This window comes from Nocardia nepalensis, assembly GCF_048910785.1.
In the GTDB taxonomy this organism is placed as follows: domain Bacteria; phylum Actinomycetota; class Actinomycetes; order Mycobacteriales; family Mycobacteriaceae; genus Nocardia; species Nocardia nepalensis.
Map to the genome: position 1 here is coordinate 614,272 of NZ_JBKBET010000037.1, position 18,560 is coordinate 632,831.

At 66.0% G+C, this 18,560-nt stretch carries 16 protein-coding genes; 7 read left to right on the forward strand and 9 right to left on the reverse strand.

Annotated features, from left to right (window positions below; translation table 11 throughout):
* Positions 1-2: 2 nt before the first annotated feature.
* The 3 genes from ACHQ4I_RS34330 (at position 3) to ACHQ4I_RS34340 (ending at position 3,502) form a co-directional block, all read left to right on the forward strand.
* Entirely contained in the window at positions 3-965 is a 963-nt protein-coding gene (locus ACHQ4I_RS34330) for a ferritin-like domain-containing protein (protein ID WP_420776045.1), read from the forward strand.
* A gap of 11 nt (positions 966-976) precedes the next feature.
* A complete protein-coding gene (locus tag ACHQ4I_RS34335) occupies positions 977-2,527 on the forward strand; it encodes a flavin-containing monooxygenase (RefSeq protein WP_420776046.1) in 1,551 nt (516 codons plus the stop codon).
* A 204-nt stretch (positions 2,528-2,731) separates the two neighbouring features.
* Positions 2,732-3,502: a MerR family transcriptional regulator gene (locus ACHQ4I_RS34340; RefSeq protein ID WP_420776047.1), complete on the forward strand. Its 771-nt coding sequence runs from the start codon at positions 2,732-2,734 to the stop codon at positions 3,500-3,502.
* A 90-nt stretch (positions 3,503-3,592) separates the two neighbouring features.
* Here the strand turns inward: ACHQ4I_RS34340 and ACHQ4I_RS34345 are convergent, their stop codons facing one another.
* A complete protein-coding gene (locus ACHQ4I_RS34345; RefSeq protein WP_420776048.1) occupies positions 3,593-3,760 on the reverse strand; it encodes a hypothetical protein in 168 nt (55 codons plus the stop codon).
* Between the two features lie 196 nt (positions 3,761-3,956).
* On the opposite strand from ACHQ4I_RS34345, the gene ACHQ4I_RS34350 reads away from it, so the two are divergent.
* On the forward strand, positions 3,957-5,291 hold the full coding sequence (locus ACHQ4I_RS34350) for a cytochrome P450 (RefSeq protein ID WP_420776049.1): 1,335 nt from the start codon (positions 3,957-3,959) through the stop codon (positions 5,289-5,291).
* A gap of 25 nt (positions 5,292-5,316) precedes the next feature.
* Here the strand turns inward: ACHQ4I_RS34350 and ACHQ4I_RS34355 are convergent, their stop codons facing one another.
* From ACHQ4I_RS34355 to ACHQ4I_RS34390, 8 genes are read right to left on the reverse strand one after another with little or no spacing between them, the layout of a single operon-like run.
* Positions 5,317-6,252 carry a UbiA prenyltransferase family protein gene (locus ACHQ4I_RS34355; protein WP_420776050.1) on the reverse strand — a complete coding sequence of 312 codons (936 nt, stop codon included), beginning with the start codon at positions 6,250-6,252 and terminating at the stop codon, positions 5,317-5,319.
* A complete protein-coding gene (locus ACHQ4I_RS34360; RefSeq protein ID WP_420776051.1) occupies positions 6,249-6,881 on the reverse strand; it encodes a nitroreductase family protein in 633 nt (210 codons plus the stop codon). Before ACHQ4I_RS34360 ends, ACHQ4I_RS34355 begins: the two co-directional genes overlap by 4 nt.
* Positions 6,881-7,867: a ScbA/BarX family gamma-butyrolactone biosynthesis protein gene (locus ACHQ4I_RS34365; RefSeq protein WP_420776052.1), complete on the reverse strand. Its 987-nt coding sequence runs from the start codon at positions 7,865-7,867 to the stop codon at positions 6,881-6,883. Before ACHQ4I_RS34365 ends, ACHQ4I_RS34360 begins: the two co-directional genes overlap by 1 nt.
* Positions 7,864-8,796 carry a nucleoside-diphosphate kinase gene (locus ACHQ4I_RS34370; RefSeq protein ID WP_420776053.1) on the reverse strand — a complete coding sequence of 311 codons (933 nt, stop codon included), beginning with the start codon at positions 8,794-8,796 and terminating at the stop codon, positions 7,864-7,866. Before ACHQ4I_RS34370 ends, ACHQ4I_RS34365 begins: the two co-directional genes overlap by 4 nt.
* The gene (locus ACHQ4I_RS34375; RefSeq protein WP_420776054.1) at positions 8,793-9,881 is read right to left on the reverse strand and encodes an SDR family oxidoreductase; all 1,089 of its coding nucleotides are present in this window, start codon (positions 9,879-9,881) and stop codon (positions 8,793-8,795) included. The genes ACHQ4I_RS34370 and ACHQ4I_RS34375 overlap by 4 nt, the downstream gene beginning before the upstream one ends.
* A complete protein-coding gene (locus ACHQ4I_RS34380; RefSeq protein ID WP_420776055.1) occupies positions 9,878-10,162 on the reverse strand; it encodes an acyl carrier protein in 285 nt (94 codons plus the stop codon). The genes ACHQ4I_RS34375 and ACHQ4I_RS34380 overlap by 4 nt, the downstream gene beginning before the upstream one ends.
* A complete protein-coding gene (locus ACHQ4I_RS34385) occupies positions 10,159-13,557 on the reverse strand; it encodes an AMP-binding protein (RefSeq protein WP_420776056.1) in 3,399 nt (1,132 codons plus the stop codon). Before ACHQ4I_RS34385 ends, ACHQ4I_RS34380 begins: the two co-directional genes overlap by 4 nt.
* Positions 13,544-16,276, reverse strand: coding sequence for a phosphoenolpyruvate synthase (locus ACHQ4I_RS34390; protein WP_420776057.1), 2,733 nt, complete (start codon positions 16,274-16,276; stop codon positions 13,544-13,546). Before ACHQ4I_RS34390 ends, ACHQ4I_RS34385 begins: the two co-directional genes overlap by 14 nt.
* 252 nt (positions 16,277-16,528) lie before the next feature.
* On the opposite strand from ACHQ4I_RS34390, the gene ACHQ4I_RS34395 reads away from it, so the two are divergent.
* The 3 genes from ACHQ4I_RS34395 to ACHQ4I_RS34405 all read left to right on the forward strand — a co-directional run.
* A complete protein-coding gene (locus ACHQ4I_RS34395; protein WP_420776058.1) occupies positions 16,529-17,242 on the forward strand; it encodes an ESX secretion-associated protein EspG in 714 nt (237 codons plus the stop codon).
* Positions 17,243-17,325: 83 nt separating this feature from the next.
* Positions 17,326-17,700 carry a hypothetical protein gene (locus ACHQ4I_RS34400; protein ID WP_420776059.1) on the forward strand — a complete coding sequence of 125 codons (375 nt, stop codon included), beginning with the start codon at positions 17,326-17,328 and terminating at the stop codon, positions 17,698-17,700.
* A 65-nt stretch (positions 17,701-17,765) separates the two neighbouring features.
* Positions 17,766-18,560 (forward strand): hypothetical protein (locus tag ACHQ4I_RS34405; RefSeq protein ID WP_420776060.1); only part of this gene is annotated, 795 nt, incomplete at its 3' end.

Here is an 18,560-nt window from a genome sequence, read left to right on the forward strand (position 1 = left end):
TCATGGCCAACGCTGGCTCTTTCGAGCGACCCGCAAGCGGTCGCTACGGTATGGACTTCGAAGATATGCTCCGCAAGATCAAGGATCGCCAGTGGGCGCTGGCCGATATCGATTGGGATGCCCCTGGCGCGGAGACGATTTCGCCCGAGCTGCACGCCAGGCTCAAGCCGTTCATGGCCGATCTGATGTGGATCGAGAATGTCGGCGCGCGCGGCTTCGCCGCCATGGCGAAGAAGGCGCCCAATGAGACGCTGCGCGAGATCTACCGCTATTTCCACGCCGAGGAGCAGAAGCATGCCAATGCCGAACTCGCGCTCATGCGGCGCTGGGGCATGCTCGACGGCGATGAGATTCCGCAGCCGAATGTGAACGTCAAACTGGTCATCGACTTCCTGGACCAGTACTCCGACGATATGTCGCTGTCGTTCCTCGGCACGGTGATCCCGATGCTGGAGGTCGCCCTCGACGGTGCGCTGATCAAGTTCATCATGGACGAAATCGAGGATCCGATCTGCCAAGAGGCGTTCAAGAAGATCAACGCCGACGAATCCCGGCATCTGGCCGTGGATTTCGCGGTGATGGATCTGCTCGGGCACGCACAGATGCGCAAGCTGCTCATTGATCTGGTCGGCGGCTGGGCCAAGCCGTCGTTCATCATCGGCGTGCTGAGCTATGTGCCGCTGCTGAACAAGATGCGCGACAACATTGTCGAAATGGGCGTCGACGAGGAGAAGCTGTACGCGGCGCTGAAGCGCTACGCGAATGTCGGCGAGCGCAGCGAGTTCGCGCGCAGGCTGCCGATGTATCAGATCGTGAAGATGCACGGCGGCTGGGTGATCAACCGCGGCCACCCCTATCACCTGGTGGCCGACGCACTGGTCAAGATCAGCGCCCGGGTGCCGAAGCGGTTGCTGCGCCCGCAGCCGACCTGGTCCAAGGAACTCACCTACGAGCCCGCGGCATGACGAAGGAAGCCATGACTACAGCATCGCGCAGCGTTTCGATGAGGGGTGGCGGTCCGCAGACAGGTGGGCCGCTGGATGTCGCCATTATCGGCGGCGGATTCGCCGGTATCGGCGCCGCGATTCGCCTGAAACAAAAGGGAATCGGTGATTTCGCGATCTTCGAACGCGGCACCGCGATCGGCGGAACCTGGCGCGACAATACCTATCCCGGTGCGGCGTGCGATATTCCGTCGCGGTTGTACTCCTACAGTTTCGCGCCGAACCCGGATTGGTCGCACACCTACTCCGGCAGTAGTGAAATCCTCGGCTACATCGAGTCGATGGCGGCGCAGTTCGGGCTGCACAAGCATTTTCGCTTCGGCTGCAATGTCACCGGGATCGCCTTCGACGAGGACGCCGGGGTCTGGGAGATCACGATCGAAGGCCGAGCCGCCGCCGTTCGCGCCCGGACCGTGGTGCTGGCCTCTGGGCCACTGGCCAATGCGAGTCTGCCGAATATTCCGGGTATCGAGGACTACCGGGGACACAAGATCCACAGTGCCCGTTGGGATCACGACTACGACTTCACCGGTAAGAAGGTCGCGGTCGTCGGCACCGGAGCAAGTGCGGTGCAGATCATCCCGGAACTGGTCGAGCGGGCGGCCTCGGTCAAGGTATTCCAGCGGACGCCAGGATGGGTACTGCCCCGGGTCAATCGGCGCACCACACCGCTGACCAAACAGCTCTACCGCCGGGTGCCCGCGGCCGAATCCCTTTCGCGCCTGGCCTGGTTCTACGGGCATGAATCCGTGGCACTCGGCGTGGTCTGGAATACCCCGCTGACCAGGGTCGTCGAACTGGTCGGGCGGGCCCAACTGCGCCGGCAGGTCAAGGATCCGTGGCTGCGCCGCCAGCTCACCCCGGACTTCCGCGCCGGATGCAAGCGACTGCTGATGACCGACGACTACTACCCGGCGCTGCAGCGCGAGAATTGCAAACTGATCACCTGGCCGATCGCCCGCATCGCCGAGCACGGCGTCCGCACCGCGGAAGGTATTGAGCACCAAGCCGATTGCATCGTTTTCGCCACCGGATTCGATGTCTCCAAGACCGGCACGCCCATCCCGATCGTCGGCCGGGACGGGCGGGTGCTCGCCGAGGAATGGCGGCGCGGCGCCTACGCGTACAAGAGCATCGCGGTATCCGGGTATCCGAATCTATTCTTCACCTTCGGGCCGAACTCGGGGCCGGGACACAATTCGGCGCTGGTGTACATGGAGGCCCAGATCGACTATCTGGTGAACGCGATCGGCACCATCCTCGACCGGAATCTGCGCATGCTCGACGTGCGCCGCGACCGGCAGGACCGCTACAACGCCGCAATCCAGCGGCGGCTGGGCGCCACCACCTGGAACTCTGGCTGCCGCAGCTGGTATCTCACCGAGGACGGATTCAACGCGACCATGTATCCGGGCTTCGCCACCCAGTACGTCGGTCAGCTGCGGACGGTGAACCTCGACGATTACCACGTGGTACCCGCGAGCGCGCGTACCACGAAGCCGCGGAGCGCGGCGGTTTCCTAGATGACGGACAGCTGGTTGTTTCGAGCGACCTGCAAGCAATCGCTGCTGGTTGTTTCGAGCGACCTGCAAGCAATCGCTGCTGGTTGTTTCGAGCGACCTGCAAGCAATCGCTACGGTGGGCCAGGACGCTAGACTCGGTCGGTTCGAAGACCGCGTCCAGGCCGCCGGTGCAGCGTGCCGCAGTCGCTATGGGAGGTGATATCGGTGCCGGAGTACCGGATCGATGATCTCGCCCGCGCCGCGGGCACCACGAGCCGGAATGTGCGCGCCTACCAGGAACGCGGGCTGCTACCGCCGCCGGTCGGCAAGGACGGGCGCGCGAGCATCTACGACGATTCGCATCTGGAACGGCTGCGGCTCATCGACGCGCTATTGCAGCGCGGCTTCACCACCGCCCATATCGCCGATTTCATCACCAGCTGGGAGACCGGCAAGGACCTCACCGAGGTGCTCGGCCTGCAGCACGCGGTGACGGCCGCATGGGCCAAGGACGAAACCTTCGAGGTCCCACGCGAACTCATCGGCACCATTCTCGGCACCGATACCGACGAACTCGTCGACCGGCTGGCGGAGATGAAACTCGTGCGGATCGACGGCGATACCGTCGCGTTCACCGACACCGCGCTGCTCACCTCCTTCGCCGAATTGCACGAATACGGCCTGGAACTGCGCACGCTCATCGAGATCTACGCCAAGGTCGCCGACCGCATCGATGACATCACCCACATCATGATCACGGCCGCCAAACAGCACATCGTCGACGAACACGGACCCGGCTGGCTACCCGAGACCAGTAGCGAAATCGCCGACACCACAACGATGCTCAACAAGATGCGCGAACTGGCCGTCGCCTCGGTGCATGCCACCCTGGCCCGGTCGCTCGATGTCACGCTGCGGCGCGAGTTGGGCGATTACCTCGCCACCGCCGCGGAGCGCGAGCGCGGACGCACCGGCTCATTGCCCGACGTGCCTTGACCGCCAACCGGATTCGCTGGGCCGATGGGGATGGCAGCCGACCGAACGGGTACGCGCAGGCCGCGATCGCGGACGGTTGGTTTCGAGTGTTCACGCCGCCGATTGCCGGGCGTCGGTGCGGCCGAGCGTTTCGGCGCGGCAGGCACGGTGCTCCGGGCACAGGTAGGCAAATCCGGGCCGGATGAATGCCGGGTCCAGTCGCTGGGCGAACGTCAAGTTTTCGCGACGCCAGCAGTCGCCGCATACCACCTTGTTCATGTGGCACCTCATTCCGCTCACGGGACGTGTGAGCAGGAGTTCCCAATTCCAACCGAATCCATGCCATGTGCGCCCATGGCAACACAACCGTTACTTCGCACCGGCGTGCATTGCGTGTCTGCGGCTCACCGGACACCCTGCGTAACTACGGTGGTGCGCATGCATCGTGCTACCGACCTCGGGACCTGACCGCGTCATGCGGCAAACAGGTCCGAACGTCCCCACTGCCCCGGGCCGGATCCCGCTGCTCGGCCACAGCGTGGTCGCGCTGCGCCACGGACTGGATTTCGTGATGTCACTGGCCGAGATCGGACCGATCGTTCGGATCTATCTCGGGCCGCGACCGGCCTATGTGCTCACCACTCCCGATCTGATCCGCGAAGTCGGCCTCGGCGAGGCGGGTGAATTCCACCGCGAGGAGCTGCGCGAGGCCATTCAGGACGTCATAGGTGGCGCGTCGAATGTGCTCAGCGGTAAGCCGCACGAACTGCGCCGCCGGATGATCGCCCCCGCGCTGCGGCAACATCGGCTCAACGAATACGCGATCGTCGCGGCAGATCTCGCGAACTCGTGGGCCGCGTCGCTGACCGAACGACGACTGAATCTGGTCGACGAGGCGCATCGCTTGGTGCTCGACATCATCTCTTCCACCTTGTTCACCGCCGATTTCGGCGCTGCCGCGAAACGCGAAGTCCAGCAAAACATTCCATGGCTGCTGCGCCAGGTGGTGCAGCGCGCCGCCCTTCCCCGGCCGGTGCAGCGCCTGCGCTGGCTCGCCAACCGCCGCTTCGCCACCAAATCCGCTCAGCTGCGCGCCGATATCGGTGGCGTCATCGCCGAATACCGCCGCGCCGACCGCGATTTCAACGATGTGCTCTCCGCCCTGATCCGCCACACCGATCCGGAGACGGGGACGCGGCTATCCGATGCGGAGATCGTCGACGAGCTGATCCTCATGCTCGCCGCCGGTCTCGGATCCACCGCCTCGATCCTCGGCTGGGTTTGGCACGAGATCATGCGGAATGCCGATATCGCGACCGAACTCCGTCGCGAACTCGACGATTTCGTCGGGACCGGCCCGGTCCGCGCCGAACACGTCGCCGCCCTGCCGTATCTACACCTGGTAATCCTCGAAACGCTGCGCTTCTGGGGCCCGTGGGTCAGCACCCAAACCGCGGACGGCGCGGTCACCATCGGCGGCACCACCCTCCCCGACGGCTCGCTGATCGTGTTCAGCCCCTACATGATCCACCACAACAAGCACTACTACCCGGCCCCGGAGAGATTCGATCCGGACCGCTGGTTTCCGGACCGCGTCGAGGAGATCGATAAGAAGGCGATCCTCCCCTTCGGCATCGGTGCCCGTCACTGCCCCGGCAGCAATTTCGCGGTGATGACCATAACCCTCGCCACCGCGGCCCTATTTTCCCGCTGGGAGCCCACGCCCGACCCGACCTACCAGGTGAAACCCATCAACCGCGACTTCGTGGCCGCACCCTCCCGCCTCCCGGTGGACCTGCGTCCCCGCTGACGAGGCGCAGGAGCCGCGTCGGGGCTTACGTCAGCGTGATCGCCTGAGTTATCAGCGCTATGTACGTCGTCAGGATGAACAGGACGGCAGGAAGTACCGGGTAGTCCGGCCGGGTGCCGCGCAGGAACTTCAGCGCCCCCCAGATCGGAAGCAGTAAGAGCGCCAAGGGAATCCAGGCGACAACTGCCTGAGCCGATGTGTAGGTCCATGGTTGGACGAGGACGATATCGGTGAGCGCTGCGACGGCGGCGCACAGCAGTCCGAAGGCGGTGCTGCCGATGGGGCCGAGGGCATTGGAGTAGAAGAGCTCATCGCGACGGCGCGTTCGGGAAGTCTTGCGGGCGAATTCGAATTGCAGGAATGCGCCGGCGAAAATCAGAGCGACGGCGGCGGTCTGCCAAGTAGCGCGGACTTCGCCGGTATCCGCGGCGGAGAGGATGACGTAGGCGGTGACCAGGAGCTGGACCGGATAGGTGACGGCCAGGTTCACCAGGATGTCGGTTCGAATGGTGACCGACAGGCGCTCGAGACCCCACAGGGCCAGCCCGTAGGCGAGAACGGCGGCGATCATGAGCGCGGAGATCGCCGACAGGGTCAGGCTCGCGGCTATCGCCCCGATGGCGATGACGGTCATGGCGGCGCGGAGTTCGGTGGCGGTGATCGCGCCGGTGACCAGGGGACGGTCCGGGTTGTGGACGCGGTCGTAGTCGAGGTCCTTCTGTTCGTCGACCATGCGCAGATACAGCAGGACGAACGCGACGACGACGATGCGCAAGACCGTCGACCCCGTGGGGTGCCACGACGAATTCGGTTGCGACACAAGGGCTGCGGTGCCCTCCAACGCCAGCACCCAGAGCACGCCGTAGAGGACGTAGTGCGGCTTGTACATGACCGCGGTGAAGCGACCGATGCGAACGACCGAGTCGAGGAGGCCAGCGGAGGAAGCGCTGCGCTGGCTCATCCGTCGGTCCACCGGTCCCACATGGTCACCTCCGCGGCCGGTGTGCGCCGCGGGGCCGGCCCCCGAGTACCGGGCAGCAGATGCGCGACCGGCAGCATCGCGACCTGGGTGGCCTGGTCGAACGGAATACCCAGCAGATCGGAGATCTCACGCTCGTAGGCCAGATGCGCGGTCGTCATGGTGGAACCGAGCCCGCGTTCGTGCAGAGCGAGCATGAAGTTCCAGACTGCCGGGTAGATGGAACCGTAGAAGCTCGCGAGCAGCAGCGGCGACGCGTTCGCGGGCAGACGCCCCAGGGAGCAGACGACGACCAGTGCGGGCACCTCGTGCAGATGCGCGGCGAGGTGCTGACCGGAGGCCAGATCCCCGAGTTGGTCGGGACGCGGTGTGCGCGCGGAAAGGTAAGCGGCGAAACCCTTTCGGTAGTACTCGCCGATCTGCTGTTTGGTCGCCGGATCCTCGACCACGAGGAAGCGCCACGGCTGACGGTTGGTGCCGCTCGGGGCGTGTACCGCGATGTCGAGGCAGTCCAGTAGATCCTGGCGTGCGACCGGGCGGGTCAGGTCGAGGCGGCGGCGGAAGGCGCGGGTGGTGGTCAGCAGGTCGCTGCCCTTGAACTCCTCGCCCATCAGATCCCTCCGGTATCGGCCTTGGAAACCAGTGCGTCCTCGGCGAATTCGAGATCGATCCGGGCGGCCACGGCGTCGGCCTGCTGGATCTCGCAGTGGATCACGATATTGCCCGCACCCTGATCGGTGATCTCCGCGGTGCATTCGGCGGGCAGGTCCAGCTCGACGAATCGGTCGAACGTGCTTGCCACACATTCGAGTTGGGGCAGATCACGCACGACCATCGACAAGGCGGTCTGGCGGCAGGCCTCGATGAGCAGGCTGCCGGGGACATGGTCGAGCTGGTGGTCGAACAGGAACGGATGGCCCAGGTCTGGAACGAGCGTTGCCCTGGCGATCGCGCCATCGCGAACCGGCGGGCTGATCACCACATTGCGCCAGTTCTCTCGGCCCACCGCGGCCGGTTCGGCGCGTTCGGTGAGTGCGGAGGCACCGCGAAATGGGCCGAGCCCCAGGCTTTCCCGGAATCCGCTGCGTAGTGCCGACCACTGCCGTGCGGTCACCCAGGAGAAGGATCCGTCCACCGTCAGCATCGGCTCGCCGTCGGATTCGATCTCGAGCACCATATCCAGGCCGTGCAGCACGCCGCCGCGCTGGTGCCGCTGCGGAACTCGCACTTGCATGACCAGATCCGCTGGCGCGGTGCGGACCTCCCAAGCTGACGTATCGGAGCCGGTGCCATTGAAAGTGCGCACCACGAAAGCCATTTCGGGTGGCACCCCATAGAACTTGTGTGTCAATGCGATCGCGGCCTGCCGCGCCGCCTCCATCACCACCAGCGGATCGTGGCGCACCGCGAGCGATCCGGCGTGGTCGCCGTAATAGGCGTGCATTCTGGGTAGTTGGGCCCCGGCGACGAAGGTGTGCTCGCCCACGGTGTCCAGCGAGGTGACGAACACTTCGGAGACCGCGCATCGGTGCGCGAGTTCCCGGGATATCGTGCGGATATGGCTTGCCGTCTGTACGGCGGCCGCGTCTGTGGTCACGGTCGACCCTCCAACCATTCTTCGGCCGCCACCGGCCGCAACGTCTGCGGCCCGGTGCCCGTCCGCATGGGAAGTACATAGGATCCGAGTACGATGGCCGACCACGGATCGAGGTCGCGGCCGTCGGCCCAGGCCAGATAGAGCAGCTGCGCGCAGTCCGCATCAGAGGCCGGATCGAAGCCCGGTGAAACCGTCGTACCGGCCCGTTCGAGATCGTGCAGCACTCGGTCGAGCGCATCCGCCCGCTCGAAGGTGCGCTCGGGTGTGCGCGCGTAGAGGTCCCGCGCGATGGCGGTCGCCTCCGCCGAGTGGTCCTCGCCAGTGCAGGCCTGTGCGATCACCCTCGCTCGGCTCCACTCGTCCAGGTAGATGGCGAGTTCCCGCAGCACGTCGGCGGGATCGTCGGGTGAATGCACCAGATTCAGCAGATAGTTGTGGCGGCCGAGCCGATACCGCAGTTCGCCCGGGCGACGCTTGCGGGGATCGGTCGCGCCCTTCGCCTCGGTCAACCGCACCGGAACCGGCAATTCACCGTCGGATCCGTGCACGACGAGCACCAGCACATCCGAGATGCCGACCAGCAGATCGGCGAGGCGTCGGCGTTCGGGGGAGGCGATATTCCAGGCGAAGTACCACAGGGCACGGGCCAGATGCCGGTCCACCGGGATGCGGCATGCGCCGACGACGCGAAATCCGTTGTCGGTCAGCCAGTTCAGTGTCGGTTCGACGGAACGGGCGACGATCGCGTCCGGCTTGAGCAACAGCAGCGAATGTTGTCTGGCGAACTTGGCCGCATCGACACCGAGCCGGTCGAGCTGGTCGACGGATTCCTGGACGTAGGTGTCGGCGACGTAGGCGTCGACCTTCTCCGGCGACGGCGTCAGCGCGCTCAGCAGCTGCCGCAGCGGCTCAGGTGTTGTGGCCGTCATCGGACGCCTCCGAAGTCGTTGCCGGCCAGGACATCCTCGATCGAGGGCAGCGGAAGTCCCAGGTATCCCGATTCCAGGCAGTGGTCCAGTAGCAGCCGCAGATACTCCTTGCCACTCGGCGGGGACGGCTGGCCGAGTAGGACGTCGGCGCGGTCGGTGTCGAAGACCAGGCGTCGCCGGAAGTAGCTGGTGTACAGCGAACCGATGCGGCGGTAGTACTCCCGCTCGATCGGCTCGAGGTCGTCCTCGGAAAAGGTCGCCTCCGGTACGAAGGTGGCGACCTCGAAGGACGGATATTCGGCGAGCACGTCGGACACCTCGCGCAGGGACAGGGTGTCACCGCCGAGCGCGTGCAGCGTCCGGTTCTGCGCGGAATCGAAATCCAGTACGGCAGCGGCGATCACATCGGCGACGTGGTCGACCGGCGCCAGCGACAGCGTCGCGTCGTAGCGGCCTGGCAGCGATCGGAGCTTGCCCTCGACCATGAGTTTCACGACGGTGTAGAGGTTCTTGTACTCCCGGATCGCGCCGGTATCGCTGGCGCCGGTCACGATGCCAGGGCGCACTATGACCCAGGGCAGCCCCTCTTCCCCTGCGGCTCGCACCAGCTGTTCGGCGCGAAACTTGCTCTCCTCGTAGCCATTTCCGAAACTTTGGCCCGCGTCGAGCTCATCCTCGGTGATGGTGCCGCCGCGCATGCCACAGACGTAGGCGGTGCTGACGTGCACCAGCGGCACATCCCACTGGCGGGCGAGCGCGATAGCGTTCGCGGTGCCGCGCACATTGAGTTCCTCGTATTCCGCGGCCGTCGCGTCGAATGCCGTTGTCGCCGCGCAGTGCACGATGACGCCGACCCGCTCCGCCAGATCCGCGGCGACCCCCGCGGACAGTCCGAATCCGGGTACCCGGACGTCACCCGCGACCGCCGTGCCCGCCTCGATGAGCGTGCCGTCGTTGCGCACGATGGTCGAATTGCTGTGCAGCACAGCGGCAACCGGCCGACTCGCGGCCGCGAGCCGCGCCACCACCTCAGCGCCGACCAAACCCGCCGCGCCGGTCACCAGGACGGTATCGCCCCGGCTCATCCGCGCACCTCACCGACGTCGTCGGTGGCCGCCAAAGTGCCGGAGACCAGGGCGATTACCGCATCGACCCGGCGGACACCGACCAACTCCTCCGGGCGATAGCGCGGCAGCCCGAAGGCGCGCTCCAGGACGACCGTGAGTTCCATCAGACGCAGCGAATCGAATCCGAGATCTTCCACGAGGCGGTGGTCGTCCGCCAGTTCGGCCGGTGGTTCGGGGGCCATGGCCAGGACGAGTCTGCGCACCTTCTCGGCGGTCGTGATGTCGGCTACCGCCGTCATGAGGGCTCTCCTTCCCGGAGATGAGGTTGTTGGCCACCGGAGGTCAGCAGATCGCGGGCCTCGTCGAGGGGCAGGTCGGTGTTCAGATAGCCAGCGATGCGCAGCCAGTCGTAGCCGATCGCCAGGGTGCGCCGCCATTGCTCACGCGAATCGAAGGAGGCCGGGAATCCCGTCGTCGCCTCGGAGCCCGCGGCGACCCATCGGACCGAGGTGACGAAATCATCGAGTATCGCCAGGCCGGCGAGGGTATCGCCGCCGGTGCCGATGATTTCCGAGAAGCGCACCCGCCGTGCCGATTCCAGCCGCGTCAGCAGCTCGTCGCGGCGCATGGCGTGCTCCGGCAACAGACGCCGCAGCGTCTGCATGGGCGCGACATCGGCCGGCAGCGGGTGAATTCCGAATGCGGACAACAGGACACGCACCGCCATGGCGATCAGCCGATGTGCCGCGATATCGGCGACCGCGCCCTGGGAGTTCTTGACCGCCCCTGCCAGATCCTCCCTGGCGTTCTCCAGCACGATATTGGACCACACGAGATTCAGCGCGCATTCGGTGAATCGGGTTGCGGGCAGCGGCGATAGCGTCGCTATCACATCATCACGGGCCGCGCCGGTCAGGCCGAGCGCTGGCGCGGCCGAGCACGGCACCGGCGTATATGGCTTGACCGGCTTGCACATGGCCAGCGCGGGTTCGACGAGTTCGCCACCGCGCCACTGCAACCCGACCAGGCCGAGCCGGAGGAATTCGATCAGGTCCTCGGCGATATCCTGCTCGGCTCGGGCCAGGACATCGCGCAGTGAGTGCCGGAACACCACCGAGCGCCACGCGCGGGCAGCGCGATCCGAGAGCGCGAAGACATCCCGGTCATCGCGGATCACATGTACGCGACCGCCGATGGTCCAGGTCGTCACCCCTGGTCTGCGCGCGAACAGGAGCCGGTGCGGATCGTCCGCGACCTCGCGCACACCGAGCGCCGCGGCCAATTCCCAAACCTGTTCCCACAGTAGGTCTTCGGCGTGGATGCTGAGTTCGCGATAGCGATCGATCAGCTCGTCGTGACCGATGCGATCGAGCTGGTGCGGCAGCCATTTGGTCTCCAGATAGCTTTCGCCGTTGCGGGCCGCCCAGCCCTTCATGGCCTGCAGCAGACCGTCGCGCGCCCAGTCCCCGGCCTCGTCCTGCGCGTGCAATGCCCGCAGCGCGACCGCGTACCGCAGCGCCTGTGTCGCACGCTGGGTCCACCAGTCGGCCATCAGCGTGGTGAAGCGCGCATGCGGTAGCAGTGCACGAAGTTCCGCGATATCGGGCGAGCCGGACCGGACCACGGTCGCGCGCAGGAAGCGCTGACACCGGTTGAGCAGATCCTCGTCGAGCTTGTCCGGATCACCCGCCGCCAGCTCCAGCTGATCGCGCAGCTGCGCCTCGGACCGGGTGCGCACCTCCACGCGCCGACCATCGATGAACAAAACCGTCGGCAGTGTCGGCAGGTCTTCCGCACCCGGTGCGACGACCAGGAAATCGATATCGGATCCGGCATTGCCGAATCCCTCCGCCAGCGACCCTTCGAATAGAACGGTCGAATTTTGCGGGACCGCAACGCTTTCAAGTGCACGATCGAGCAGTTGCCGCACTCGCTCGACGGGCAGAGCGGGCTCGGGCACGGCATCGTCGGTGCCGATACCGTCCGCACGCGGCTGCGCGACACCGTCGGCGGTGTGCACCACCGCACCTGCCAACGCACCGTCTACGAACTGCTGCCACATGTGCCGACGGCGTGGCTTGCCACTGGACGTGCGGCGAATGATGCCACGCGGACCGGTCACGATGGTCACCGTCTGCGCGGGCCCGAGTTCACCGCGAATGATCCTGCGCGCCTCCGCGATCCAGTCACCGGGGGCGGATTCGGCGAACAACGCGATGCCCTGGGCGCCGGCCTCGGTGATCGCGACCGCGGCGAGTTTGCCCTTGGTGATCCCGGTTTCCTGAGCCACCCGGGATTCGATGTCCTCCATGAATACCGACCGGCCGCGCACCTTGAGACTCGACCCCATCCGGCCGAGGACGAAAACCTCACCGTTGTGCAGGAATCCCGCATCGCCGGTGAACAGCACGCTTTCGACGATCCGGGTGGACGAACCGGCCCTGGGTTCCCCGGAGTAGCCCAATGCGACCGAATCGCCGACCACGATCATCTCGCCGAGAGTGCCGTCCGGCAGTTCCCTGCCGCGTTCATCCACCACCCGCACGGTCGATTCGGGCGTCGAATACCCGAGACCCGTAATCCACCCGGAGCCCTCGACACGGTGGGTGTCGTCGAGCAGTTCTTCGGCGAGGACCGTAATCGGTTCGCCGAAGCGCAGATTCGGATTGTCCAGCCGCAGCGCGGTGATGGGGCGGTTGCGCGCGGATGAGGTCACCATCAGCGTCGCCTCGGCCAAGCCGTAGGCGAGGGAGTAGGCGTTTGTCGAAAAGCCCCGGCTACCAGCGAGATTCGCGAACGACTGGAGATCGGCCACCTCGACCGGTTCGGATCCGACCGCCAGCGTGCGCCATCCGGACAGGTCCAGCTCCGCGATCTCCTCCGGTGCGACTCGATGCGCCACATAGCCGAGCGCGAATGAAGGCGACGGCGTGTGCTGGGCATGCGCCATGGCGCGCAGCCAGCGCGCGGGGTCGCGAACGAACTGGTCCGGGCGCATCAGATACAGATCGCCCTGATTGGTCACGGTGGTGAGAAACGCCCCGACCAGGCCCATATCGTGATAGAGCGGCAGCCAGGAGACCATGGTTTCGCCGGGCCGCCAGTCGATCAGCGCGGAGATCATCGCGATGTTATTGGCCAGGTTGTGCCAGCTGACCCGCACCCCGCGCGGCGTCCCGGTGGACCCGGAGGTGAATTGCAGCAGCGCGCATTCGTCGGGCTCACCGAATTCGCGCTCGGTCGGCGCGGGCCCCAGCTTCGCGGCATCGATCACCAGCGGCTCATCGGTACGCCCCGCCGCCTGCGCCGCTTTGCGCACCAACTGCTCGAACTCGACCGAGGTCACCACCAAGCGCGGCCGGGCCTGCTCCAGAATGGCCGCGATATGGGCGATGATCTGGTCGAGGTCGCCGAACATCGGGGGTGCGACCGGAGTGAAGACCCCACCGCAGGCCCACACCGCGTAAAACGCGGCGGCACAGGGGAATCCGGTCGGCATGATCACGCAAGCGCCGTCGCCGCTGCCCATACCGTGTTCGCGCATGCGCGCCGCGATCGACCAGCTCAGCTCCGCGAGATCGTGATAGCTGCGGTACTCCCAGCCGTCGGCCTCGTCGGCCAAATATATTCCGGCGTCGCGAGCCGGATCGGCCAGCCAATTACGAACTGCGGCAACGTCTTTATCCGGCTTCATCCCGCAGATCTCCTCCCGACAGCACGGTAACGGTACCGTTGGTACCGTCGACGCGTATTCCCATACCAGAACGTATCTTCTTGGTCAGGTCCTTGACTTGGACCACCGTCGGCACTCCCAACTCCCGCGCCACGATCGCCACATGGGTGAGGGGGCTGCCGCGCTCGATTACCAGCGCCGATGCCGAGGGCAGCGCGGCCACCCAGCCGGGATCGGTGCGGTACGCGACCAGAATGCCGCCTGCGACGTCGCGTGGCTCGTCGACGACCACCGCATTGCCCTCCACCAGCCCGGACGCCGATGGCGTTCCGGGCAGGACGGTGCCGACGGTGGCGGCCGGAGTGTCGGCGACCGGCACCCAGCCCTGGCGCGCGAGTTCGGCGCGCCCGAAGGTCGAGCCGGTGGTGACGAACCGTGCCGGGGCGACCAGTTCGGCGTCCCTGGCGCGCTGGGCTTTCCGTGCGGCGACCAGGTCGCGCAGACCGGCCGTGTCGGCGCCCTCATAGCAGCCGCGCAATTCCTGGACGGTCAGTGCGAAGACGTCGCCGAATTCGTCGATGACGCCGCGGGCCACCAGATCTCGGCCCATCACCCGGATCATCCGCTTGACCATGCCGAAGGCCCTCGTTCGACAGAACCGCAGCCGCTCGCGATGCGCGGCGCAGCGATTCACCTTGCCGCGCAGGCGTTCATAGATCCGACGCCGGAAGCCGCGCAGATTGGCGTCGAGGTATTCATCCGCCTCGGCACCGCGACTGTGCTGTGCGGCCTCGCCGACGCGCCCGATCGCACTGCGCAACATGATGAACAGGCTCGCGGGATCCTCACGCAGATCGGGTGTTTCGAGCTTGAGCTCGTCCAGGCTGCGATAGCCGTAGCGATCGATGTAGTCCTCGACCCGGGCCAGGAGTTCGGCGCGATCACCCAACGCGTCGTAAATCTGTTCCGGCGGTGTCGAATTGATCAATGACACCAGTTCGGGATCGGTGCGGACGAACCGTGCCAGCTCGGTCATGGCGCGGGCCGGCTCGGCGGATTCGACATCCGCGCCGGGGCCGACCACGGCGTACAGGAACCATTCTGGCGCCTTCGGCAGCAGCAGCTTGGTCAGCAGATACATCAGACCGGTGCAGGTCAACAGGATTGCGTCGAGGACCATCAGCGGGCCCCAGCGTTCGACCAGGTCTCGGTCGACCTTGCGGTAGGCCACGTAGGCCTGTTCACCGGTCAGCGTGGCGTAGTCGAGTGCGTCGTATTCGTCGTAGACGCGATAGAACTCGGCCATGAAGCGCTCGACCATATCGTCGATGCCGAACAACCGCCGCACATATGTGACCGTAGTGACGGCACGCGACCGCAGTCGAGCCAGGGGTGTGCGGAAGGTGAACGGACGCAAGGTCTCAGCGATCTCATCGGGCAGCGGTTCATCGACACCGAGCGCCGCCTCCAGCACTTTCCGGTTCAACGGATATCCGGGTGCGATGCCGACCATCCGGTACCAGTGCAGCAGGTTGTAGTAGACCCGGCCGTGAAAGTAGCCGAGCAGCACCGGAGTCCAGCGATCGGTCTGGCGCAGTTGCTCGGCGGGCACCCGCAGCGATTTCGCATAGCCGTGATACACGCGGCCGTAGATGTCGGCGGCCGTCGTATAGGTCAGCGGTGAAGTGATGCCGCTGAAACTCTCGATGATGTTGGAGTTGTCCCAGATTCGCTGTTCGCCGTCGGCGACGACCTCACCCGCGCCGCGCAGCGCCGCAGCACGCACTGCACCGTCGATGACCGCGGTGGTTATCGGCCGAGACTGCAGCAGCCAGAGCCCGTCGGCATCGATGGCCCACTCGATGTCTTGTGGCGCACCGACATCGGCCTCCAACTTGCGTCCCCACTCCACCAGCTCCGCCAGTTCGGCATCCGAGAGCACGGCGCTCTCGCGGCGCTGCTGCTCGACCTCGAGCACCGCGCAGCCCTGCTCCCCTGCCGGCGCGTAGGTCCGATCCTTGTCCCCCACAGTCGTTTCCAGCACCGCGCCGGAGGACTTGTCGACCACCACCGAGTCGGCGTCCACCGCGCCCGATACCAGCCCCTCGCCGAGTCCGTACACCGCGCTGACGACCAATTCGTCGGCGGCGCCGGTGATCGGGTTCGCGGTGAACATCACCCCACTGGCGCTCGCATCGATAAGCCGTTGCAGGACAACGGCTATGGCGGCGGCCCGCGGCTGTCCGTGGGCGAAGGCGTAGCGGATGGATCTTTCCGAGAACGCCGAGGCCCAGCAGTCGCGCACACGCATCGCGACCGCGTCGACGCCGTTGACGTTGAGGAAGGAGTCGAATTGGCCCGCATATGAGTGGCCGGGTCCGTCCTCGACGACCGCCGAGGATCGGACCGCGATGGCGCTCGCGCCGATTCGGGCGTAGGCATCGCCGATCAGCTCGAGGATCGTCGGCGGCAGCGGCGCGGCGACGATCGCGGCGCGCAATTCGGCACCGGCGACCAAAGCCGCGGCCAAGTCATCCGATGATGTGACATTCACCACAAGTGCCGTCAGATCGGCGTCGGTAGCGGTCTCGTTCAGGAACCGGTTGAAGACGTCGGTGCCGAGCACCGCCCAGTCGGGGACGCGGAAGCCACCGTTGTGCAAGGTGTACAACCCACGCGCTTTACCCCCGGCCAGCGCGGCAAACGTTGCCGAGTCGGTCCACGGTCCAAGTACCTGCAAGTCATTTCTCCCATCACCCCCGTTCACCGCGCCGGAGCAGGCGCTCCGGCACAACATGGCGGCGCGAACCGAAGGGGCTGTCTGGATATATCCGAGATTTCACTTCGACGTTAGCCCGCAATCCTGTGGTACTGCTTGCCAAAGACTTGGTTCGAACGCCTCGAGCCACCAGTAAGCTGAGCCTTCCGAGCGAGCCGCAAGCAGTCGCTGGCGAGCGGTACGACGTTCGTGGGTTGTTAGGAGTGATTCGGCGTGAGTTGGACATTCACACCGGACGAGTTCGCCCATATCTGGCGCGAAACCGAATTGGATCGTCACCCGTATCCGCTGCGCATCCTGGAGACGCCGCGGACCGAGGCAGACGCCGATAAGTTGCGCGCACAGCTCAACGAGCGATTACCACCGCGCAGCGATCCGGATCTGTCGGCATGCCTGCGGATCATGGCCACCCCGCAGACCAGGATCATGGCGATCGGCGGCGGACACGGCCCCGGCACCGAGATCCGGCTGCTGGCCTGTGCGATCTACGACCGCGCCGTACTCGCCGTCCAGGAACCCGGCACCGGCCCGGATTTCGGCGGGCGCGTGCGTCTTTCGATCGGACTCAGCACCAAGCTGGGGGCTCGGATCGCGTCGCTGCTGCCCACGGTCCCGGCCGGTCACGAACCGCCGCGGGCCGCCGCCGCCGATGCGATCCGCGACGACGAGGTCGTGGTCGTCTCGCAGCGTTCGGTCCCATCGATCCGGCGGCTGCTGCTGAAGCCGCATACCGCCGAGGGGCATATCCGGATCGAGGGTCGATTGGACCATCCGACGCCGCAGCCGCCGATCCACTACACCTGGATCGATGTCAAGGGCGATGGGCGCTATCTGATCAAGGCGGGCGACACGGTGCACATCGTGCCCGCGTCGGCCGAGCAACTCGCCACGCAGCTGCAGAAACGCATTCCCGCGCAGGCCCGATAGCCGTCGCCTACCGTAACTATTTCATCCGGACGCCTAGCCAACGGTTAGTCTGAGGCGGACCGACCGATCCCCCGGGGGGTGTCATGACGATCGAGAGCAGCCGAGCCGATATTGCCCGCTTCAAGCAGGAGGCGCAGGCGGGCACCGTCAAGTTCGATCCGGATGCGGCGCGGCGTTGCGCCGAGATGTACGACCACCAGGCCGACCAGCTCATCTATCTGCGACAACGCCTCGAATCGGCGGGCGAGCTCGACGGATTCGGCGGATTCGTTTCCGCGCAGCAGTTGCAGGCCGGATTCGCGCACAAGGCCCGCGACGCCGCCACCCTGCTCGACCACTACATCGAGGCCGCTTACCGGATGAAGGAGGCGTTTCTGATCAGCGGCGGACTTTTCGAGGAGGCCGATGCCGCGAATGCCGCGGCGTTGCGCGCGATTGAATCGCGGGTGCCGCGATGAGTACGGCATGGCGCAGTGATTCTGCGGGGGGTGGGCGTGGTAACGATCCTGACTACATCAGCTCGATGGAGCACTTCGAGTCGATGAAGCACGAGGAGATCTACGCCAAGACCCAGCAGATCGATGCCGCCCAGATCCTCAACGCCTCGGTCACCTGGATGGAAGTCGCAGGGACGCTTGCCAGTTCGTTCCCGCTGACCCGGACCGGCTCGGATCGGGTGATGAATTCGATGGCCTGGGAGGGCGCCGCGGCCGACGCCGCCTATGCCAGCGCCCGCAGCTACGCCGATTCCGTCGACGAACTCGCCGCGATCATGGGCCAGGTCGGCGCCCGCCTCGGCGCCGTGGCCGCGGCCGCCGAAGCGGTGAAGATCGCCGCTGTGCCACCGGGCAATTCGGGCCCGATCGGCACCGTCGCCCGCCTGCTCGAAGCCGCCAATGTGATCAACGCGCAAATGGCGCAGGAGGCACTGCGCCAAGAAGCCGTCCTCGCCATGAACATGATCTACAAACCGGCCTACCAAATGGCAGGCACCGCCGTCCCCGCCCTCCCCACACCCCCCTCGCTCCCCGGCACACCCGGCGCGACGCCCCCGCAGTCCCACCGCCAACCCGGCGCACAAGATTCCGAACAGACACCGTCTCCCACCCAACCCCGCGTGCCGATCCCCGACCGATCGACACCGGAATCCGAAGCACCGCAACCAACCCCGACCCCACCGGGATCAACCCCCGCCCCTTCCACACCGGAATCCCAAGCACCACAACCAAACCCCGCTCCGTCAACGCCGGAATCCCGAGCACCACAACCAACTCCGGCCCCAACCACGCCGACGCCGGAAGCGCAGGCACCACAGCCC

What these genes read in the sequence shown, in the direction of transcription:
- ACHQ4I_RS34380 (WP_420776055.1), bottom strand. Translation starts at nt 10,162, where the DNA reads ATGACGGCGGTAGCCGACATCACGACCGCCGAGAAGGTGCGCAGACTC.
- ACHQ4I_RS34375 (WP_420776054.1), bottom strand. Translation starts at nt 9,881, where the DNA reads ATGAGCCGGGGCGATACCGTCCTGGTGACCGGCGCGGCGGGTTTGGTC.
- ACHQ4I_RS34400 (WP_420776059.1), top strand. Translation starts at nt 17,326, where the DNA reads ATGACGATCGAGAGCAGCCGAGCCGATATTGCCCGCTTCAAGCAGGAG.
- ACHQ4I_RS34345 (WP_420776048.1), bottom strand. Translation starts at nt 3,760, where the DNA reads ATGAACAAGGTGGTATGCGGCGACTGCTGGCGTCGCGAAAACTTGACG.
- ACHQ4I_RS34330 (WP_420776045.1), top strand. Translation starts at nt 3, where the DNA reads ATGGCCAACGCTGGCTCTTTCGAGCGACCCGCAAGCGGTCGCTACGGT.
- ACHQ4I_RS34370 (WP_420776053.1), bottom strand. Translation starts at nt 8,796, where the DNA reads ATGACGGCCACAACACCTGAGCCGCTGCGGCAGCTGCTGAGCGCGCTG.
- ACHQ4I_RS34385 (WP_420776056.1), bottom strand. Translation starts at nt 13,557, where the DNA reads ATGAAGCCGGATAAAGACGTTGCCGCAGTTCGTAATTGGCTGGCCGAT.
- ACHQ4I_RS34335 (WP_420776046.1), top strand. Translation starts at nt 977, where the DNA reads ATGACTACAGCATCGCGCAGCGTTTCGATGAGGGGTGGCGGTCCGCAG.
- ACHQ4I_RS34350 (WP_420776049.1), top strand. Translation starts at nt 3,957, where the DNA reads ATGCGGCAAACAGGTCCGAACGTCCCCACTGCCCCGGGCCGGATCCCG.
- ACHQ4I_RS34360 (WP_420776051.1), bottom strand. Translation starts at nt 6,881, where the DNA reads ATGGGCGAGGAGTTCAAGGGCAGCGACCTGCTGACCACCACCCGCGCC.
- ACHQ4I_RS34355 (WP_420776050.1), bottom strand. Translation starts at nt 6,252, where the DNA reads ATGAGCCAGCGCAGCGCTTCCTCCGCTGGCCTCCTCGACTCGGTCGTT.